This is a genomic window from Noviherbaspirillum sp., from assembly GCF_035254685.1.
Classification (GTDB): Bacteria; Pseudomonadota; Gammaproteobacteria; order Burkholderiales; family Burkholderiaceae_D; genus Noviherbaspirillum.
On sequence record NZ_DATFAI010000045.1, the window covers coordinates 133,652 to 154,202 of the forward strand.

Genomic DNA, 20,551 nt, shown 5'->3' on the forward strand with positions numbered 1-20,551 from the left:
CCCTAGTTATTCATTGGTGCAGCCGAGCACTTCTTCCAGGCTCGTCAGGCCTTGCTTGACCTTGACCAGGCCGGATTCGCGCAAGGTTCGGACGCCATCACGCCTTGACTGCTCTTCGATTTCAAGCGCGGTACCGTGCCCCAGGATAATGCGTTCGATATCTTCCGAAATAGGCATGATCTGGTAGATACCCACGCGGCCCTTGTAACCGCTGCCACTGCAGCGTTCGCAGCCGACCGCCTTGTACGGCATCCAGCTTCCATCCAGGTCTTCTTCCTTGAAGCCGGCTTCAATCAGTGTGTCGTCGGGTATCGCGACGGGCTGCTTGCAGGTGCAAAGGCGGCGCGCCAGGCGCTGCGCAGTAATCATGATCACGGACGACGCGATATTGAACGGCGCTACGCCCATGTTCATCAGGCGCGTCAGCGTCGAGGGCGCGTCATTCGTGTGCAGCGTGGAGAACACCATGTGGCCGGTTTGCGCTGCCTTGATGGCGATATCGGCCGTCTCCAGGTCGCGGATTTCGCCGACCATGATGATGTCCGGATCCTGTCGCAGGAAGGCCTTGAGCGCCGCGGCGAAGGTGAGGCCTGCGCGATCGTTGACGTTGACCTGGTTCACGCCCGGCAGGTTGATTTCAGCCGGGTCTTCCGCTGTCGAGATGTTGATGCCCGGCTTGTTCAGGATGTTGAGGCAGGTGTAGAGCGAGACTGTTTTGCCCGAACCAGTCGGGCCGGTGACCAGCACCATTCCGTACGGTCGCTCGATCGCCTTCAGCAGCAGCTCCTTCTGGTCCGGATCGTAACCCAGCGCATCGATGCCCATCTGCGCCTGGCTCGGGTCCAGAATACGCATCACGATCTTCTCGCCGAATAGAGTCGGCAAGGTGCTGACACGGAAATCAATGGCGCGATTCTTGGAAACCACCAGCTTCATCCGGCCGTCTTGCGGCACGCGCTTTTCCGAGATGTCGAGCTTGGAAATCACCTTGATGCGCGATGCCAGCTTTTCCTTGATCGCCAGCGGCGGTTGCGCAACTTCTCGCAGGATGCCGTCGACGCGGAACCGGATGCGATAAAACTTTTCGAATGGCTCGAAGTGCAGGTCGGATGCGCCCATGTTAATCGCATCCATCAGGATTTTTTGCAGGAATTTGACGACTGGCGCATCGTCAATTTCCGCTGCAGCCGCCGCTTCGCTTGCGGCCGCGGCCGGCATTTCCTCATCATTGAGGCCAAGTTCGAAGTCGTCCCCGATCATTTCGGTGAGGCTTTCCTCCGTGCTTTGGCTGAGCTTTTCAACCAGCTTTAGGAGGACGGGGTGTTCGACAATGACCGGCTCGACGATAAGCTCGGTCTGGAACTTGATCTGGTCCAGCGCATGCGTATTGGTCGGATCGGAAATCGCAACCGAGACTTTGTTACCACGTTTTGCCAAGGCAACGACTCGCTGCTTTTGCATCAGCCGCGAATCGATAATATTTTCCGGGATGTAACTGGCATTGAATACCGCGAAGTCCAGCAGCGGGTATCCAAAAGTCTCTGAGCAGAATGCCGCGAGCGATCTGGCGTCGATACTGCCGCTGGCAAGCAGCACATCGATGAATGCAAGCTTGTCGTTGGCGGCCTGCTTGTTGATTGAATCAGCTTGCTGCGCCGACAGCCGTCCGGCCTGCACGAGTGCACGCGCAAGGCCGGATACTGTTGAATTTGAAGCCTGATTGGGGAGAACAGCCGCCATGAATTCAGCCGGGAATAGGGTCAGAATCGTCCAAGTTGCATTAGATGATGCCTATAGGCATCTGATTTGTAAAGATATTGTGACAAACAGGCATCACTGTTCGCTGTCAAGTGTGACTTCTTTGGAACGCGCGGAGTGACTTGGGGGATTCAGATCTTGATCAGCTTGACGATTTTGATGGCCTGGTTCTGGACCTGGATGATTTCTGCGACGCACTTTCCGATTTTCAGGCTGACGTTCGCTTCCGGGATGTCGCGCAGTTCTTCGAGGAGCAGACCGTTCAGGGTTTTCGGGCCGTCCAGGGGGAGATCCAGTGCGAGGTGCTTGTTGATTTCGCGCAGGCTGGTCGATCCTTCAAGCAGGCACTCTCCGTGTTCGTCCCAGCTGAAGCCTTCAGCTCGCGTCGCACCGGGCAGCGATGTTGTGAACTCGCCGATCATTTCCTCGATGATGTCTTCCAGGGTAACAAGGCCTTGCACTTCGCCGTATTCATCGACGACGATACCGAGGCGTTCATGGTTTTCCTGGAAGTATTGCAGCTGAGTGAACACGTCCGTATCTTCCGGAACGAAATAGGGCGCCGTGAGAAGTTCACGGAAATGCTCAACCGTCAGATCCTCTTCCTGGTTGATCAATGCAATGGCCTTTCGCACATGCAGGATGCCGACGATCCGATTGATTTCGCCTTCACAGACGGGGAGCTTGTTGTGATAGCAGGTCGTGAGCTGGTGTGTGATTTCCTCTACCGGCGCAGACAGGTTCAGCGCCTCGATCTGGGAGCGTGGTGTCATCACGTCTTCCACGGAGATCTTTTCAAGGTCGAACAGGTTCAGAAGGATGCTCTTGTGCTTTTGTGGAATGAAGGCGCCGCCCTCGAGGACGATAGATCGCAGCTCTTCGCGCGAGACGCGCTGTTCATGGGCGCCCTGGCCGGTCTTGATATGCAGGAGGCGCAGAAAGCTCGAGACGAACAGGTTGACGAACCAGATCGCCGGTTTCGCCAGGCTCATCAGCGGCTTCAGCACGAGACTGATAGGGAGTGCGATGCGTTCCGGGTAGGTTGCGCCAATCACCTTGGGGGAAATTTCGGCGAATACGATGAGCAGGAAAGCGACGGCAGCTGTCGCAATCGTGATCACGCTTTCCTGATTGCCAAACATGGAGATGGCGATTGCCGTGACGAGGGCGGTCGCCAGTGCGTTGATAAGCGTATTGATGATCAGGATCAGCGAGAGCAGCTTGTCTGTGCGCTCCAGCAGCCAAAGCGTGGTGGTGGCCAGCTTGTTCCCGCGCTTGGCCAGATGGCGCAAGCGATGTCGATTGGCGGCCATGAGCGCCGTTTCGGCCATCGCGAAAAACGCGGATAAAAATATCAGGAGAAAGAGTGCGAGCAACTGCACCCAAAAAGGTACGGCATCCAAAGGGTCACCGTAAGGAAGTTTGCGTATGCAAGATTGGTCGGGGTGAGAGGATTCGAACCTCCGGCCTCTACGTCCCGAACGTAGCGCTCTACCAGGCTAAGCTACACCCCGATTTGCAGTGATTGTGCGGTCAATGCCGCTCAATGGTTACGGTCTACTGCGAAAGCGCATAATTGTAGCAGAGAATCCTTGAATTGGCTATTCGTTAGCCGGGAAATTGAGGCCGCCGCGCGCTGGGCCGCTTTTTCTGCTTCGCGCTTGGTGTAATCAAGTGCGCCAGAACTGGTGATGGCGGCAAGAATTTCATCGAAATGCCGCTCGTCACCATTCTCGATACAGGTGCGTACCAGCTGGCGCTGCTCGGGAGTGCCATTCTGCATCAGGAAAATCAGCGGCAATGTGGGCTTGCCTTCTCGCAGGTCATCGCCGACGTTCTTGCCGATGTCCGTCGCATTGCCGGAATAGTCGAGTACGTCGTCGATCAGCTGGAATGCGGTGCCGAGCGAGCGTCCATATTCGGCTGCAGCGTCGATAGCATCGTCGGACGCGCCTGCGACGAGTGCGCCGAGTTGCGCTGCCGCTTCGAACAGCTTGGCTGTCTTGGAGCGGATGACCTGCAGGTAGCGTTCTTCGGTGACGTCAGGGTCATGCATGTTCAGCAGCTGCAGTACTTCGCCCTCGGCAATCACGTTGGTGGCATCGGCCAGGATCTGCATGACGCGCATGCTGCCGACTGACACCATGATCTGGAAGGCGCGGGAATACACGAAATCGCCTACTAGCACCGATGCCGCGTTGCCGAACATCGCATTGGCGGTCTGCCGGCCGCGACGCATGGATGATTCATCGACAACATCATCATGCAGAAGCGTCGCGGTGTGAATGAATTCGACAACGGCCGCAAGATCGTGGTGGTGCGTGCCGCGGTAGCCGCAGGCATTCGCCATTAGCAGCACCAGGACCGGTCGGATCCGCTTGCCACCAGCGCTGATGATGTATTCGGCGATCTGGTTGACGAGCGGGACGTCCGAATACAGCTGGCGGCGGATGACCGCGTTGACGGCATCCATATCGGAGGAAATCGGCTGGATGATGCTGTTCTGGGTGGCGGGTTGAGGGGCGGCAGACAAGATAAAACCTGCAAAATCGTGAATTTCAGGGATTATACGACGACAAACCTGCTATTCCATCATTGGCAAGCCGGACAAAAATCCAGAAAGCTTCTTGGGGGCAACCCAAATCAGGTTTTGACCAGGCCGCTAAGTCTATGTATAATCAGGGGTTTTCCCGATTCGCCGAGATGCATTAGCGGGTTTGAGGAAGAAAACGCTTATTTACAACACTCGATGAGGTTTCACATGTACGCGGTCATAAAAACCGGCGGCAAACAATACAAGGTTGCTGCTGGCGAAAAACTCAAAGTAGAACAGATACCGGCTGACATTGGTTCCGAAATCACTCTCGACCAAGTGCTCGCAGTGGGCGCTGGTGACACCATTAAATTCGGTGCGCCGCTGGTTGAAGGTGCCAAGGTCCAGGCTACGGTAGTGGCGCACGGTCGCCATGACAAGGTCAAAATTTTCAAGATGCGCCGCCGCAAGCACTACCAGAAGCGTCAAGGCCATCGCCAAAATTACACCGAATTGCAAATCGTCTCGATCAACGCCTGATTCATCGTTGAACGAGCTTACCGGATACCAAGGAGTCTGAAATGGCACATAAAAAAGGCGGCGGCACTACGCGCAATGGTCGCGATTCCGAGTCGAAACGACTGGGCGTCAAGGTTTACGGCGGCCAAACCATCAATGCGGGCGGCATCATCGTCCGTCAACGCGGTACCCGCATGCATGCTGGCGAAAACGTCGGTATGGGCAAGGACCACACCCTGTTCGCCCTGATCGACGGCAAGGTGCAGTTCACCACCAAGGGCGCATTGCAGCGTCATACTGTGATTGTCGTTCCTGCATAACGCGGACCTGACACAGCAACATCAGGCGAAAGCCATCCACGAAAAGGGCTCTGCCGTTGGTAGGGCCTTTTTAGTTTGTAGAATTGTCTTACCTCGTTCCTTATTCTTTTCCGCGCCATTTTTTGGCGGCAAATCATGAAGTTCATCGACGAAGCAAAAATTGAAGTCATTGCTGGTGACGGCGGTAACGGCGTCGCGTCGTTTTGCCGCGAAAAATTCCGACCGTTCGGCGGCCCGGATGGCGGTGACGGCGGCAAGGGCGGAAGTATCTGGGCCATTGCCGATCGCAATATCAACACATTAGTGGATTACCGCTATTCGAAGCTGCACAGGGCGCGTGACGGCGAAAACGGCCGTGGCTCGGACTGCTATGGCAAGGGCGCGGACGACATCGAACTGCGCATGCCAGTTGGTACGCTGATCACCGATATCAACACCGGCGAAAATATTGCTGACCTGACCGAGCACGGGCAGCGCATCCTGCTGGCGAAAGGCGGCGAGGGCGGATGGGGGAACATCCACTTCAAGTCGTCGACCAACCGCGCACCGCGCCAGAAGACAGACGGTAAACCGGGCGAGCATCGTGAATTGAAGCTGGAGCTGAAAGTCTTGGCGGACGTCGGCCTGCTCGGCATGCCGAATGCCGGCAAATCAACCTTCATCAGCGCGGTGTCCAACGCACGCCCGAAGATCGCCGATTACCCCTTTACCACCCTGCATCCGAATCTCGGCGTAGTACGTGTCAGCCATGAAAAAAGCTTCGTCATCGCCGATATTCCCGGCTTGATCGAAGGTGCTGCTGAGGGCGCCGGCCTCGGCCACCAGTTCCTGCGACACCTGCAGCGCACGCGCCTGCTGCTGCATATCGTTGACCTGGCGCCGTTCGACGAGAAGGTCGATCCGGTGAAGGAAGCCAAAGCCATCGTCAAGGAACTGAAGAAATACGACGAGACACTGTACGAGAAGCCGCGCTGGCTGGTGCTGAACAAGCTCGACGTGATCCCTGAAGACGAGCGCCAGAAGCGGGTGAAAGATTTCGTCAAGCGCTTCGGCTGGAAAGGGCCGGTCTTCCAGATATCCGCCCTGACCAGGGGGGGATGCGAGGATCTGATCATTGCCATCTACGAGCACCTTGCGCAGCAACGTCAGCATGAGCATCGCGCGGAGGAAACGCAGATGGTGGAAGAGGCGCGTGGTATCGTATCGATTGACCCGGACGATCCCCGTTTCAAGGTGATCGAAGAATAGAACAGGCCCGCGACCGATCGGTAAGGGCTGTGTATTGAATACTCCCGGTTCCGGCCGCTGCCGGAACAAACTACATGCGAGCCGCCGGCTTCTTCCAGCAGAGTGGCGGCATCCAGAAGAACATGAATTCCGTCATTCAGAAAGCCAAACGTCTCGTCATCAAAGTCGGTTCATCGCTGGTTACCAACGACGGCAAGGGGCTGGACAATGCCGCCATTGCGAAATGGGCTGAACAGATTGCCCACCTGCGTTCGCTCGGCAAGCAAGTCGTTCTCGTCAGTTCCGGGGCAATTGCAGAGGGTATGCAGCGTCTCGGGTTCGACAAGCGGCCGACCGGCGTCCACCAGCTTCAGGCGTGCGCCGCCGTGGGGCAGATGGGCCTGGCGCAAATCTACGAAACGAGTTTCCGGCAGCATCATTTGCGTACCGCGCAAGTGCTCCTGACGCACGCCGACCTGGCAGACCGTGAACGCTACCTGAATGCGCGCTCAACACTGTTCACGTTGCTTCATCTCGGCGTGGTGCCGATCATCAATGAGAACGACACGGTAGTCACTGATGAAATCAAGTTCGGGGACAACGACACGCTTGGTGCGCTGGTGGCCAACCTGATCGAGGGCGACGCGCTCATCATCCTGACCGACCAGAAAGGTCTCTACACCGCCGATCCACGCAAGAATCCGGAAGCGGAATTCGTGCATGAGGCAAAGGCCGGAGATCCGGAGCTGGAAACCATGGCGGGCGGAGCGGGCACCGGCATAGGTCGCGGTGGCATGCTGACCAAGATCATGGCAGCCAAACGCGCGGCGACGTCGGGTGCGCATACGGTGATTGCCTGGGGGCGGGAAGACCGGGTGTTGACCCGTTTGGCATCGGGGGAGGCAATCGGTACGCAGCTCGTGGCGCAGACGGCGCAATTGACGGCCCGCAAGCAATGGATGGCCGATCACCTGCAAACAGCCGGGAAAGTGACGCTTGATGCCGGTGCCGTACAAAAGGTGAGTGCCGAAGGAAAGTCACTGCTGCCGATCGGCGTTGTCGAAGTGTCCGGTGATTTCGGCCGCGGCGATGTCATCACCTGCGTAGACCAGAAGGGTCTGGCGATTGCCCGGGGCATCAGCAATTATTCCAGCTCCGAGGCGCGGCGCATCATGCGTCATCCTTCAACGGAAATCCTCCCCATCCTGGGTTTCGTGGAAGAACCGGAGCTGATTCACCGTGACAACATGGTGCTGCTCTGACAAGAGGCATGGTTGCCCGGACAACTTCGGGCACGACCTCTTCTAGCGAACCTCGTTCGGTGACGTCAGGGGCTTGTCGTAACGGATCCTGTTGATCATGTCCTTCGCGTTGCCGGCGACCGTCACACCATCGCAAAAGTAATCCTTGTACAAAACCGCATGTTGCCGGTTGGCGGCATTGCTGTCGATCCGCTCCCACTTGTCGCGACGCGAGCGCGACCATGTGCCATTCGCTTGGCCGAATGCGTACAATTTTCTCTCGAATGAGGCACAACGGATGCCTTCATAGCTGATGTTGCGCGCACCTGCTGCGCTGGTGGCAACCAGGGTGTAGCGGATGACACCGTCGGAGCCGACCGTCAGTGAACCCGCATCAATGGCGAAGTTCTGCGTCGCTGTCGGGCTGACATAGAAAGGCAGGAGGTTTTCCTGTTTCGGTGCACGTGGCAGCTGAAGCGCAACTTCCTCCCACGGTTTTTCCGTGTCGTCGAAATCCTCTTCAAACCGCGACTGCGCGCTGGCGGCGAGGCTTGCGGAAAGCAGGCAGATAGCGGCAGCTGCGTGGAAAAGCCGGTTCCGGCATTGTTGCCGGTGCAAGTTGCCGACCTGCGGGCGTGTCCGGATTCTTTGCAACATGGGCATGCCCTTATGCTTCATTCTTCGGTTTGGCCGTTGGTGACGGGGTTTCACCCAGTCCCTTTCCGGGGTGGTTCTGGCGCAGGTAACGCGCTCCATGCCGATTGGGATTGTTCGGCGTAGCGCGGCTCAGGAAGCGTGATAATTCCTGCAATGCCTTCTGATAAACGTCGCGCTTGAATTCGATGACCACGTCCAGGGGAACCCAGTAGTCGTGCCAGCGCCATGCGTCGAACTCGGGATGGTCCGTGCCGCGCAGATTGATGTCGCAGTCGCGACCTACCATGCGAAGCAGGAACCAGATCTGTTTCTGGCCGCGGTAATGGCCACGGACCTCGCGCTTGATGAAACGGTCCGGAACTTCGTAACGCAGCCAGTCCCGGGTGCGCCCGATGATCTTGACGTGTTCGGCCCGCAGGCCGATCTCTTCTTCCAGTTCCCTGAACATGGCCTGTTCGGGCGTTTCCCCGAACTTGATCCCACCTTGCGGAAATTGCCACGAATGCTCGCGCACCCGCTTGCCCCACCACACCTCGTTATGGGTGTTGAGCAGGATAATGCCGACGTTCGGGCGGAAGCCTTCACGATCCAGCATGTTGCACCTCAAAACTTTCTGCGGCGAGGCGCCCCTTCCCGTTACAAATTTCTCATGCGCCCGCAGGCGCAGGCGTCATGCTCCTGCCCCCGGAGGGCGTCAGCGTGAATCAAATATGTGAGGAATGGGTGCATCAGCCAGCTAATCCTTTAAAATTGGGTTGATTATAACTCTCTCTTTTTAAAAAGAATTACCGCCATGCGCGCATCACGATTTTTTATTTCTACACTTAAAGAAGCTCCGTCCGACGCCGAGATCATCAGCCACAAACTGATGATGCGGGCCGGGATGATCAAACGTCTCGGGTCAGGGATTTACACCTACATGCCGATGGGCCTGCGCGTGATCCGCAAGGTGGAAAACATCATCCGTGAAGAGATGAACCGGGCAGGCGCCGTCGAGCTGCTGATGCCGGTCGTGCAACCGGCCGAGCTGTGGCAGGAAACCGGTCGCTGGGAAAAGATGGGGCCGGAACTCATGCGCGTCAAGGACCGTCACGGCCGCGACTATGCGATCCAGCCGACATCCGAGGAGGTGATCACTGACGTCGTGCGCACCGAGATCAAGTCATACCGCCAGCTGCCGATCAACTTCTACCACATCCAGACCAAATTCCGCGACGAACGCCGCCCGCGCTTCGGCCTGATGCGCGGCCGCGAATTCACGATGAAGGATGCTTATTCCTTCGACCGTGATGTGGAAGGCATGCAGAAGTCATACAAGATCATGTACGACGCCTATGTGAAGATCTTCGATCGCTTTGGCCTCCAGTTCCGTGCCGTGGCGGCTGACAACGGCGCGATCGGCGGATCCGGTTCGCATGAATTCCACGTGATCGCCGATACTGGCGAAGATGCGCTGGTGTACTGCCCGGCTTCCGACTATGCCGCCAACATGGAAGCGGCCGAGGCACTGGCTCCGACCACGCCTCGAGGACCGGCAAACCAGGCATTGACCAAGACACCAACCCCTGGCAAGGCCAAGTGCGAGCATGTGGCGGAACTGCTGGGCCTGCCTTTGTCACACACCGTCAAGTCGATCGTGCTAACTGTCGACAAGGAAGGCGCCGAGAAGGAAGTCTGGCTGTTGCTGCTGCGCGGTGACCATGAATTGAACGAGGTCAAGGCGAGCAAGGTTTCCGGACTGGGTACCTACCGTTTCGCCAGCGAAGCCGAGATCATGGATTGGTTCGGCACGAAGCCGGGCTACCTTGGCCCGATCGGTACGAGAAAGCCGGTCAAGGTGGTTGCTGATCGCACCGTGGCCAACATGAGCGATTTTGTGTGCGGCGCGAACGAGGAGGATTTTCACTTCACCGGCGCCAACTGGGGCCGTGACCTGCCCGAGCCTATTGTCGCCGACCTGCGCAACGTCGTTGCGGGCGATCCTTCGCCGGACGGACAGGGCGTACTGGCTATCCAGCGAGGGATCGAGGTCGGGCACGTGTTCCAGCTCGGCACGCGCTACTCCGAGGACATGAAGGCGACCTACCTGGACGAAACCGGCAAGCCGCAGCTGATGCAGATGGGCTGCTACGGGATCGGCGTGACTCGCATCCTGGGCGCGGCGATCGAGCAGAACTTCGACGACAAGGGCATCATCTGGCCGACCGCGATCGCGCCTTTCGAAGTGGTGCTGTGTCCTATGGGCTACGATCGGAATGAAACGGTCAGAGCGGAAACCGACCGGCTTTACGATGCGCTGCTGGCGGTCGGCGTCGACGTGGTTCTCGATGACCGCGGAGAGCGTCCGGGTGTCATGTTCGCGGATTGGGAACTGATCGGCGTGCCGCACCGTGTTGTGATTGGCGATCGTGGACTGAAAGAAGGAAAGCTTGAATACCAAGGCCGTCGCGATACCGCAGCGACCGCAGTGGCGGTCACCGAAATGGCAGAGTTCATCAAGGCCAGGCTTGCGGCCTGATGTCTCCGGGGCCGTATTGAGCCGGGCCGCCAGGAGCGCCCTCGCAGCGATTGCAGCGCTGGTATTTTGCTGTAGCGCCGCGGCGGGCAATCAGCAGGAAGAGGCATTGGCGGATTCAGTCCGCCTGGCCCTTTCCAACACCATCGCCGACACCCGCCCGCCCAAGCCGCACTTCGGCACTATCCAGGATCGCCTCCAGTACCTGCGCTGGCTCGGCGAAATGTCCGAGCGGCTGAAGAAACGCCTACCGGACTGGCAGGTACGGCGCGAATTCCTCCAAACCGCCTGGTACGAGGCCACGCGCGCCGGCCTCGACCCGGCATTGGTACTCGGACTGATCCAGGTCGAATCGGCGTTCCGCAAGTATGCAATCTCTTCAGTGGGTGCGCAGGGATACATGCAGGTAATGCCGTTCTGGACGCGCGTGATCGGCGATGGCGACCGCAGGAAGCTGTTCAATATGCAGACCAACCTGCGTTACGGCTGCTCGATCCTGCGCCTGTATCTCGACATGGAAGGCGGGAATCTCTTTTTGGCCCTGGGTCGCTACAACGGTAGCCGCGGGCGGCCGGAATATCCGCATGCGGTGCTGGCTGCATGGAGGTTGTGGGAGTACAGCAAGTGAGCGACTGCAGCATTCGTGCCGGAGAAAGGTGCCGCCGCGGGATTGTCGAGCGGGAATAGAGCGCGGGAAGCGACTTGTGCTGAGAGGTGGCGCATGATCAGATGCACAGGACAGGCCGGCATCTATCGCAAGCCTCTAAGGAGGGGCGTCGGTGAGAGTCGCCGAAGGCGATTCGGAGCATGCGTCATCACACCCTGGCTTGGCCATTAGGGGAGATCCGCCAATCCGGATCGACACATTCCGCACGCACCAACAAAAACGCCCGCGCGATGCGGGCGTTTTTGTTTGGCCTTCGGAACGAACTATTGCAGGTGATTGGAAATGAGCTTCGTCATTTCGAACATCGACACTTGCTTCTTTCCGCCAAACACGGCTTTGAGCTTGTCATCCGCATTGATCATGCGCTTGTTGGCTTCATCTTGCAGCTTGTTCTTCTTGATGTAATCCCAAACCTTCTTGGTGACTTCAGTGCGCGGCAGCGGATTCGCACCGATCACTGCACCCAGGGTTGCGGACGGCGTCAGCGGTTTCATGAACGCTGCGTTGGGCTTACGCGGAGTCTTCGGCTTTGCTACCTTCTTTGCGGCGGGCTTCTTGGCTGCGACTTTCTTTGCGGGCGCGGCCTTCTTTGCTGCCGGCTTGGCTGCGGCCTTCTTTGCTACGGGCTTGGCTGCTGCCTTCTTTGCCGGAGCTGCTTTCTTTGCCGGAGCTGCCTTCTTTGCTGCAGGTTTGGCTGCGGCTTTCTTTGCAGCCGGCTTCTTGGCGGCTGTCTTGGCCGCGGGTTTTTTGGCTGTTGCCATCTTCAAGCCTCCTTCACGAAATGTGTTGGGAAAATGCGTCATATCACGCAACGCTAATAGTGGTGCGCTTTTCATGGGGATGCAAGTGTTTTTTATACGTAGATACGTGAATCTGTGTGCTGCGTGCCACGCGATCTTCATAGGAGAAAACGGAGTTTGCACGGCTTGCGTCCCTCTGCACACGCACGCGCGCATCCTCGAATCTCCCTATGAAACCACCTGTGCGACAGGGCTGAATGCGCCGGATACCTTGAGCGGAAAGAAATGAGACCGGCCGCAAAGCCTTGTGTGGTGCGGCTTTGCGGCTGATGATGGGTTAAGGGGGAGGAGTCGGGCTCGTCGGCGTCAGCTGCCTTCGGTGCGGTGGGAATGCACTTGATGAAGGTCGCGAAAACGCGCAATAGGCTTTGAAACAGGGGAGGGGGGAGCTGAAGATGAACGTGGATCGTGGATGGTCTACGCACTCTTGCATCGGCATTTCGGCAGGCGTCCCCTGGAGGAGGGGGGGCGCCACCCGCGTAGGGGCGGCACCATGGGACGGTCTTAGCGCGCGCCTGGCAGCATGCCCTTCATGCCCCGCATCATCTTCATCAGGCCGCCGCCTTTGAGCTTCTTCATCATCGATTGCATCTGCTCGAACTGCGACAGCATGCGGTTGACGTCCTGCACTTGTACGCCGGCGCCGGCAGCAATGCGGCGCTTGCGGGAAGCCTTGATGAGCTCCGGCTTGGCGCGCTCCTGCGGTGTCATCGAGTTGATGATGCCTTCCATGCGGCGCACCTGCTTTTCCGCCTGGCCCATGTCGGCATTGCCGGCGGCCTGCTGGAACTGGGCGGGCAGCTTGTCGACCAGGCCGGAAAGACCGCCCATCTTCTTCATCTGGCTGAGCTGCGACTTGAAATCGTTCAGGTCGAACTTGCCGCCGACCTTGATCTTCTCGGCCAGGTCCTTCGCGGCGGCCATGTCCACGCCTTTTTGCGCTTCCTGGACCAGCGCGAGAATGTCGCCCATGCCGAGGATGCGGCTGGCCATGCGTTCGGGATCGAAGGCTTCGAGGCCATCCAGCTTTTCCGCGACGCCAGCGAACTTGATCGGCTTGCCCGTCACATGGCGTACCGAGAGCGCTGCGCCGCCGCGGGCATCGCCGTCCAGCTTGGTCAGCACCACGCCAGTCAGGGGCAGCGCATCGTTGAAGGCCTTGGCGGTGTTGATGGCGTCCTGGCCGAGCATGGCGTCGACCACGAACAGGGTTTCAATCGGCTTGATGGCGGCATGCAGGGCGGCGATTTCCTGCATCATCGCTTCATCGATACCGAGCCGGCCGGCAGTGTCGACGATCAGTACATCGTGGTAATGCTTCTTCGCGTAATCCAGTGCGGAAAGGGCGATATCGACCGGCTTGTCGGAAGGGGACGAGGGGAAGAAGTCGGCGCCGACCTGGGTGGTAACGGTCTCCAGCTGGCCGATGGCGGCCGGACGGTACACGTCGGTGGAGACGGTCAGCACTTTTTTCTTTTTTTGTTCCTTGAGGTACTTGGCGAGCTTGCCGACGGTGGTGGTCTTGCCGGCGCCTTGCAGGCCGGCCATCAGGATGATCGCCGGGGGCTGGGTGGCGAAGTTCAGCTGCGAGGCTTCCGGGCCGAGGTCGGCGCCCATGATGGCGGCCAGCTCGCGCTGCACCACGCCGACCAGTGCCTGGCCGGGGGTGAGCGAGCCGACGACTTCCTCGCCCATTGCTTTTTCCTTCACGCGGGCAACGAATTCGCGCACGGCGGGCAGCGCGACGTCGGCTTCAAGCAGCGCCAGACGTACTTCGCGCAGCATTTCGGCGGTGTTGGATTCGGTCAGACGCGCTTCGCCGCGCATCGTTTTGACGACTTTGGCAAGCCGTTGGGTCAGGTTGTCGAGCATGGATGGTGATGTATCAAGAAATGGGGTGATGCGATGCGGATGGACAAGGCATCGGGAACAGGCCCCATTTTACCCGATGCCGCTGCCGGTCCCCGTACGTCGTAATGAGGCGGGAATCCGGAAAATTCCGGCGCACGCTTGCGATTATCCGGACTGGCGCAGGGGCTCCGGCCGGTCAATCAAGGGCTTGGCACGCGCTTGCCGGGTGGCACGGAGGCTGCATCGTCTCTGGATAGCCACTTGTCCATGTTGCCGATTTGTAGGGGGTAATATTACGTTTTTATCGAAACCTGCCGTTGCGCGTCGTCGGCCTCACAAGATCGCGGAACTCGCGACAGCGCGCTTCGACGATTGCATGGCATCCAGCAAACGACCCGCTCTCATCATTGCCGCCCTGGCCTGTGCGGCCGCGCTGGTATTCGGCGTCTACCTGATCGCGGCCGGCAAGGCGCGCAGCGACATTCGTGCAGCGGGCGATCGCCAGCTGCAGATCATCGCACTGGACCTTGAATCTGTACTTGAAAAGTACGAAAGCCTGCCGTTTGCGCTGGCGTTCCATCCTGATATTGCGCAGCTGCTGGCACACCCCGACGACCGGGCGATGATCGCGCGCCTGAACCTGACGCTGCAGACAGTGCAGGTCCAGTCCAGGGTGAGCGCTATCTATCTCATGGATCGCGATGGCAACACGCTGGCTTCGAGCAACTGGGACCAGCCGACGAGTTTTGTTGACAAGAATTTCGGCTTCCGTCCCTATTTCCGCGACGCGATTAGTGGCAGCGCAGGTCGGTTCTATGGCATCGGTAGCGTTACCAGCGAACCGGCCTATTTCATCGCGCAGCCGGTATATCCGCCCGGTATGCATGGCAACGCTGCGCCGATCGGTGTCATAGCGGTGCGCATCAGCCTGTCCGACTTCGAACAGACATGGCAGAGCAGCGAGGACCCAATCGCACTCGTCGACGACAGCGGTGTGGTATTCCTGAGCAACCGGCCACAGTGGCGCTATCGCAGCCTGAAGCCGCTCGGCGATGCTGCCCGGAAGAACCTTGCCGGAACCCTGCAGTACGCGGGGCAGGCCATCCAGCCGATCTCCTCGTTGCCCAAGGCGCAGCGGGCCGGTTTCGGCGAGTATGTCGGCAAGCCGGTGGCGCGCCTCGGCTGGCAGCTCATGCTGTTCCCGTCGCAGGCGAGGGTAGTACGCATCGCCACTTCGGCGGCACTGGTCGCGACGCTCCTGCTTGCGGCTGTCGCACTCTCGCTCTGGGCGGCCTACCAGCGCAGACGTCGCCTGGAAGAGCGGCTCGCTTCGCGCAAGGCGCTGCAGCAGGCTGCGGAGGATCTGGATCGGAAAATCGCGCAGCGCACCCAGGAACTGCTCGAGGCGAACCGGCGCATCGAAACCAAGTATGCGACGCTCAAGGAAACCGAACAATTGTTGCGGTCGACCCAGACGGAACTGGTGCAGGCCGGCAAGCTGGCCTTGCTGGGACAGATGGCCGCCGGCATGACGCATGAGCTCAACCAGCCGCTGGCGGCAATCCGGGCCTTCGCCGACAATGCCGTCACCTTCCTGCACCGCGGACAGGCCGAGAAGGCCGGCGAGAACCTGACGCACATCAGCGCCGCCGCCGCACGCATGGGAGCCATCATCGGGCAGCTCAAAGGCTTCGCACGCAAGAGCCATGACACGGTCTCCATGGTGGATCTCACGCAATCGATCCAGGCGTCGACCTTGCTGCTTGAAAACGAATTTCACCGGCATGGCGTCGCGCTGGAGGCGGATATCCGCGAGCCGCTGCAAGTGGTCGGCGACAGCGTGCGCATGGAGCAGGTCCTCATCAACCTGCTGCGCAATGCGCTCGACGCCGTCGAAGGCGCACCGATGCGAAAGGTGACGATCACGCTGGAGCGCGACGGGGAGGAGGCGGTGCTGCGCATCCGGGACTGGGGCGCCGGCATTCCCGACCAGGTCGCACCGCACCTGTTCGAGCCGTTCTACACGACCAAGCCCTCGGGCAAGGGGCTGGGACTCGGCCTGGCGATTTCCTCATCGATCGTGCAGGCAATGAACGGCCAGCTCACTGCTTATAATCATCCCGAGGGCGGTGCGGAGTTTGCGATGCGTCTTCCGCTCGCGCCCGCCTTGACCCATTCCGACGGAGGAAAAATTGCCGGTGACTGACATGCCCGAAGCGGTGCTGATCGAAGACGAACAGGCGGTGCGAATGGCCACTGCGCAGACCCTGGAACTCGGGGGCTTCACCGTGCATCCATGCGCCAGCGCGGAGCAGGCGCAGCCCTGGCTGACGGCCGGATTCGGCGGGGTCATCGTGACCGACGTGCGGCTCCCCGGCCGCTCCGGGCTGGACCTGCTGGCGCAGGTGGTCGCGCTGGATCCGGACTTGCCGGTCATTCTCGTTACCGGGCATGGCGATGTCGGCATGGCGGTCGATGCGATGCGGGCGGGCGCCTACGATTTCATTGAAAAACCCTTTGCCGCCGAACGCCTGATGGAGACCGTGCGGCGGGCCCACGAGAAGCGCCGCCTGGTCATCGAGAACCGGCGTCTGAAGGCGGCCTGGAGCGCCGATCCGGATGTGCCGCCGCTGATCGGCCAGTCGCCGGCGATCGAACAGGTGCGAAAGCTGATCCGCTCCATCGGCCCGGCGGCGGTCGACATCCTGATCAACGGCCAGACCGGCACCGGCAAGGAAGTCGTGGCGCGCCAGTTGCATGCGGCCAGCGGTCGCAAGGGACCGTTTGTCGCGATCAATTGCGGCGCCTTGCCGGAAGCCGTGTTCGAGAGCGAAATCTTCGGGCATGAAGCGGGCGCCTTCACCAGCGCGCAGAAACGACGCATCGGGAAATTGGAATATGCCAATGGCGGCACGGTCTTCCTGGACGAGATCGAGAGCATGCCGCTGGCGCTGCAGGTAAAGCTGCTGCGCGTGCTGCAGGAGCGACGGCTGGAGCGGCTGGGCGGCAATGAGCCGATCCAGATCGACTGTCGGGTGATTGCGGCCAGCAAGGCGGACTTGCTCCAGTTGAGCGCGCAGGGGCGCTTCCGGGAGGATTTGTACTACCGCATCGGCGTCGTCAGCATCGAACTGCCAACCCTCGCCGACCGGCGCGATGACATCCCCTTGCTGCTGGCGTATTTCGTGCAGGGCGCCGCGCTCCGCTACCAGCGGCCGGTGCCGCAATGGACTGCCGCGCAGATGGCGCAATGGCAAGCCCGCGACTGGCCGGGCAACGTGCGGGAGCTGCACAATTTCGCCGACCGGCTGGTACTCGGCGTGCTTGAAGGCGCAGGCATGTCAGCGGGCGAACAGGCTGGGGCCGCAACGGCAAGCCTGCCCCAGCGGGTCGACGCCTATGAGCGTACGCTCATCGCTGATGCACTGGCCGCCAATGAAGGCAATGTCGCGGCGACGGCGGACAGCCTGGGCTTGCCGAAAAAGACTCTTTATGACAAGTTGAAGAAGTATCAGCTGCCGGCCGGCCGAGCGGCCGAATAGATGCCCTTGCGCACGGTCGCTGGAGGCGGCCATGGTGTAAACTCGGGGTGTGCCAATAATGATCGCGCGTGATGTACACCTCTTTCTTCGTTCTTGCAGCACTGCTCTACGTCGCTTGCGCCGTCCTGCCTTCGCGGCATCGCGCCGCCATCTCCGCCGGAACCGCAGCCGGCTGGCTGCTGCACGGGGGCGCGTTGTGGGCAGACATGATTGCGCCAGGTACGCTGCGCATCGGTTTTGCCATCATGCTGTCGGCAACGCTGTGGATCTCGGTGGCGGCGTACTGGCTTGAAAACCGCAATTTTTCCCTGGACGGGCTGCGCATCCTGATACTGCCGTCGGCCGCCGTCGCGGTCGTCCTGCCGGTGCTTTTCCCCGGCAGCGTGGTTCCGCTCGAAGGCAAGACGGCGTTGTTTCCCTGGCATGTCGCCATTGCCATCCTTGCCTACAGTTCCCTGACGATTGCCGCATTCCATGCAGTGCTGATGGCCTTGCAGGAATCCCGCCTGCACACTCCACCCGGCGCTGCCGACAGTGGCTGGCTGGCACACGCGCTCGACCGCCTGCCTGCCTTGCTGACCATGGAGAAGCTGCTGTTTCGCCTGATCGGGTTCGGTTTCTTCCTGCTGACCCTCACCGTCCTGTCCGGCATCGTGTTTTCGGAGGAATTGTTCGGCAGGCCGCTCAAGTGGGATCACAAGACCATTTTCACGCTGCTTTCCTGGCTGCTGTTCGGTGCCTTGCTGGCCGGCCGCGCCTGGCGCGGGTGGCGCGGCAAGACGGCCCTGCGCTTCACGCTGACGGGTTTTGCAACCTTGCTGCTCGCTTACGTCGGCAGCCGCTTCGTGCTCGAAGTGGTGTTGCACAGGGGGCTGGCGTGAAGTTGCTGCTATGGTTGGCGATCGCGGTATTCGTGATCTGGGTGATCCGTAGCAACAAGAGCAGCAACAAGACTTCCGCGGCTGCTGGCACCGGAAGGCCGGACAGGTCGAACAAATCGAACAGGCAGATCGAACCGATGCTGCAGTGCGCGCATTGCGGCGTGTACGTTCCGGTCTCGGAAACCGTGACCGACGCTTCCGGCAAGGTATTCTGCAGTGACGATCACCGGCTGCAGCATGCGCGGTCCTGACCGTTGCGCTGCCTCCGCATGCCGGCAGTGCCCGGTTGCGGCAATATCATTGATCCTTATCCGCTCCGTAGGTGACGTGCGATGATGCAGGTGGCGCAAATCGTCGGCCGTGAAGACCGCGAAACCCTGTGGCGTCCGCTGCAGACCTTCACTGTCACGCGCATCGTGATCGTTCTGGTGCTGCTGGTCTACCTGGGTTTCAACACGACCAAAGGCGCCGATGAGATGGGTTTCCACTTCGACTGGGAAACCGGGGTTGCCTATCTCGTGCTGTCCGCCGTCTTCGCGCTCCTGTCGGTATACCTTCAGTCGCGTTTCATGCTGCAGTTACTGGCACAGCTGACGGTGGATATCGTCGCCATCACCATGCTTTACATTGCGGCCGGCGGCGCCAGGAGCGGGCTGGCAATCCTCTACCTGTTTCCGCTCGCCGGTTGCGCCATCCTGGCGCCATTGCTGCTTGCCCTGTTCTTCGTCTCGATGGTCACGCTGATCCTGCTGGCGGAAAGCGCCTACCAGGTCCTGCATTCCACGTCCGATGCCTCGTCTTCGCGTGCCGGGCTGTATGGTGCAGCGTTCTTTGCCGCGATCTACGTCGTCAACCGCCTTGCCGCCAAGCTGATCAAGCAGGAAGAGCTGGCCGTTCGGCGCGGACGGGAGTTGCAACTGCAGGAGGCAATCAATCGGCTCGTGATTGCCGACATGGGCGACGGCATCCTCGTGGTGAGCAGGAACAGCGAGGTCCTGGCGGCCAATCCGGCGGCGGAGCGCATGCTCGGCCTGTCGTTTGCATCCAGGCAAGCACTGGCCAAGCTGGTCGAGATCCCTGCACTCGTGCCGATTGCCGATGCCTTCTTCGCATGGATGGCCCGGCCCGCCGAAACGTCCGGTGCCGACGCTTCCGCCTTTGTGTTGATCAGGCCGGGCGACCATCTCGCAGAAAACTCGGGTTTGACGTTTGACGGCCGGCGGGACCTGTTCACGCATCTCAAGCTGCGCTTCGCCAAGGTCACTTCCGAGGATTTGCCGGAGGGGAGGACCGTGATTTTTCTGCAGAACGTCAGCGAGATCGAAAACCAGGCGCAACAGCTCAAGCTGGCCTCGATGGGGCGCCTGACAGCCAGCATCGCGCATGAAGTGCGCAATCCGCTGTCCGCCATTTCCCACGCGGCATCGCTGCTCAACGAGGATATCACCCACCCGACCCAGTCACGGCTTCTGAAGATCGTCAGCGACAACGTGGTCCGGCTGAACCGGATGATCGAGGATATTCTCAAGCTGTCGCGCAGGGCGCATGTCAATCACGAACCACTGCAGCTGAGCTCCTTTCTTGCCGATATTGTCGAGGAGTTCAGGGAGGGCCACTCGATCGCGCCAGAAGCCATCGAGCTGGTGTCGATGAGGAATCACCGGGTGCGCTTCGATCCGCTGCACCTGCGGGAAGTTGTACTCAACCTGCTCTCGAATGCGGTGCGTTATGCCAGCGGCCGCGACGGCAGTATCCGTATACATGCTTTCTCCCCGGTAGCGGGGCGGATCGAGCTGCACGTGCAGGATGACGGGCCGGCCATCACCCCGAAAGTCAGGTCGCATCTGTTCGAGCCGTTTTACACGACGTCCAGCAAGGGCACCGGCCTGGGACTCTACGTGGCGCGTGAATTGTGTTTGAATAACGATGCAATGCTCGATTACGAGTACCGCATGGACATGTCGAGCGAAGGGATGGAGCAGCCAATCGGCCGCTTCGTCATTACCTTCGCCGTGGACAACCCGCTTTAACCCTGATTCT

General features: G+C 59.9%; 18 protein-coding genes and 1 tRNA gene. 11 read left to right on the forward strand and 8 right to left on the reverse strand.

The genetic code is table 11. The features are described from left to right. Positions 1-6: 6 nt before the first annotated feature. The 4 genes from pilB to ispB all read right to left on the reverse strand — a co-directional run bounded on the left by pilB (position 7) and on the right by ispB (position 4,291). Positions 7-1,740: a type IV-A pilus assembly ATPase PilB gene (gene pilB, locus VJ698_RS21575; protein ID WP_324104872.1), complete on the reverse strand. Its 1,734-nt coding sequence runs from the start codon at positions 1,738-1,740 to the stop codon at positions 7-9. 149 nt (positions 1,741-1,889) lie between these two features. Then, complete coding sequence (locus VJ698_RS21580; RefSeq protein ID WP_324104873.1) at positions 1,890-3,161, reverse strand: HlyC/CorC family transporter; 1,272 nt, start codon at positions 3,159-3,161, stop codon at positions 1,890-1,892. A 34-nt stretch (positions 3,162-3,195) separates the two neighbouring features. Next, positions 3,196-3,272, reverse strand: a tRNA-Pro gene (locus tag VJ698_RS21585). A gap of 29 nt (positions 3,273-3,301) precedes the next feature. Beyond that, positions 3,302-4,291, reverse strand: a complete 990-nt coding sequence (gene ispB, locus VJ698_RS21590; RefSeq protein ID WP_324104874.1) for an octaprenyl diphosphate synthase — start codon at positions 4,289-4,291, stop codon at positions 3,302-3,304. 228 nt (positions 4,292-4,519) lie between these two features. Between ispB and rplU the strand changes: the two genes are divergently transcribed. The 4 genes from rplU (at position 4,520) to proB (ending at position 7,619) form a co-directional block, all read left to right on the forward strand. Next, positions 4,520-4,831 (forward strand): 50S ribosomal protein L21, encoded by a 312-nt coding sequence (gene rplU / locus VJ698_RS21595; protein WP_057290114.1) that lies wholly within the window; start codon positions 4,520-4,522, stop codon positions 4,829-4,831. A 41-nt stretch (positions 4,832-4,872) separates the two neighbouring features. Further along, complete coding sequence (rpmA, locus tag VJ698_RS21600) at positions 4,873-5,130, forward strand: 50S ribosomal protein L27 (RefSeq protein WP_136413179.1); 258 nt, start codon at positions 4,873-4,875, stop codon at positions 5,128-5,130. Between the two features lie 135 nt (positions 5,131-5,265). Then, a complete protein-coding gene (gene cgtA / locus VJ698_RS21605) occupies positions 5,266-6,378 on the forward strand; it encodes an Obg family GTPase CgtA (protein ID WP_324104875.1) in 1,113 nt (370 codons plus the stop codon). Positions 6,379-6,500: 122 nt separating this feature from the next. Continuing rightward, positions 6,501-7,619, forward strand: coding sequence for a glutamate 5-kinase (gene proB / locus VJ698_RS21610; RefSeq protein WP_324104943.1), 1,119 nt, complete (start codon positions 6,501-6,503; stop codon positions 7,617-7,619). Positions 7,620-7,661: 42 nt separating this feature from the next. Here the strand turns inward: proB and VJ698_RS21615 are convergent, their stop codons facing one another. Together VJ698_RS21615 and VJ698_RS21620 are read right to left on the reverse strand one after the other, a co-directional pair. After that, a complete protein-coding gene (locus VJ698_RS21615; RefSeq protein ID WP_324104876.1) occupies positions 7,662-8,255 on the reverse strand; it encodes a CNP1-like family protein in 594 nt (197 codons plus the stop codon). A 10-nt stretch (positions 8,256-8,265) separates the two neighbouring features. After that, on the reverse strand, positions 8,266-8,850 hold the full coding sequence (locus tag VJ698_RS21620; protein ID WP_324104877.1) for an RNA pyrophosphohydrolase: 585 nt from the start codon (positions 8,848-8,850) through the stop codon (positions 8,266-8,268). Positions 8,851-9,048: 198 nt separating this feature from the next. On the opposite strand from VJ698_RS21620, the gene VJ698_RS21625 reads away from it, so the two are divergent. Together VJ698_RS21625 and VJ698_RS21630 are read left to right on the forward strand one after the other, a co-directional pair. Next, entirely contained in the window at positions 9,049-10,773 is a 1,725-nt protein-coding gene (locus VJ698_RS21625) for a proline--tRNA ligase (protein WP_324104878.1), read from the forward strand. 16 nt (positions 10,774-10,789) lie between these two features. Then, positions 10,790-11,398 (forward strand): lytic transglycosylase domain-containing protein, encoded by a 609-nt coding sequence (locus tag VJ698_RS21630; protein ID WP_324104879.1) that lies wholly within the window; start codon positions 10,790-10,792, stop codon positions 11,396-11,398. 302 nt (positions 11,399-11,700) lie between these two features. Here VJ698_RS21630 and VJ698_RS21635 read toward each other — a convergent pair whose 3' ends face one another. After that, complete coding sequence (locus tag VJ698_RS21635) at positions 11,701-12,198, reverse strand: SWIB/MDM2 domain-containing protein (RefSeq protein WP_324104944.1); 498 nt, start codon at positions 12,196-12,198, stop codon at positions 11,701-11,703. A gap of 543 nt (positions 12,199-12,741) precedes the next feature. Further along, positions 12,742-14,109 carry a signal recognition particle protein gene (gene ffh / locus VJ698_RS21640; RefSeq protein WP_324104880.1) on the reverse strand — a complete coding sequence of 456 codons (1,368 nt, stop codon included), beginning with the start codon at positions 14,107-14,109 and terminating at the stop codon, positions 12,742-12,744. A gap of 355 nt (positions 14,110-14,464) precedes the next feature. On the opposite strand from ffh, the gene VJ698_RS21645 reads away from it, so the two are divergent. From VJ698_RS21645 to VJ698_RS21665, 5 genes are all read left to right on the forward strand, one after another. After that, a complete protein-coding gene (locus VJ698_RS21645) occupies positions 14,465-16,294 on the forward strand; it encodes a sensor histidine kinase (protein ID WP_324104881.1) in 1,830 nt (609 codons plus the stop codon). Between the two features lies 1 nt (position 16,295). Beyond that, complete coding sequence (locus VJ698_RS21650; RefSeq protein WP_324104945.1) at positions 16,296-17,630, forward strand: sigma-54 dependent transcriptional regulator; 1,335 nt, start codon at positions 16,296-16,298, stop codon at positions 17,628-17,630. Between the two features lie 71 nt (positions 17,631-17,701). Then, positions 17,702-18,511, forward strand: coding sequence for a cytochrome C assembly family protein (locus VJ698_RS21655; RefSeq protein ID WP_324104946.1), 810 nt, complete (start codon positions 17,702-17,704; stop codon positions 18,509-18,511). Next, a complete protein-coding gene (locus VJ698_RS21660) occupies positions 18,508-18,762 on the forward strand; it encodes a PP0621 family protein (RefSeq protein WP_324104882.1) in 255 nt (84 codons plus the stop codon). The genes VJ698_RS21655 and VJ698_RS21660 overlap by 4 nt, the downstream gene beginning before the upstream one ends. A gap of 81 nt (positions 18,763-18,843) precedes the next feature. Further along, positions 18,844-20,541, forward strand: coding sequence for a two-component system sensor histidine kinase NtrB (locus VJ698_RS21665; RefSeq protein WP_324104883.1), 1,698 nt, complete (start codon positions 18,844-18,846; stop codon positions 20,539-20,541). The last annotated feature ends 10 nt before the right edge of the window (positions 20,542-20,551 follow it).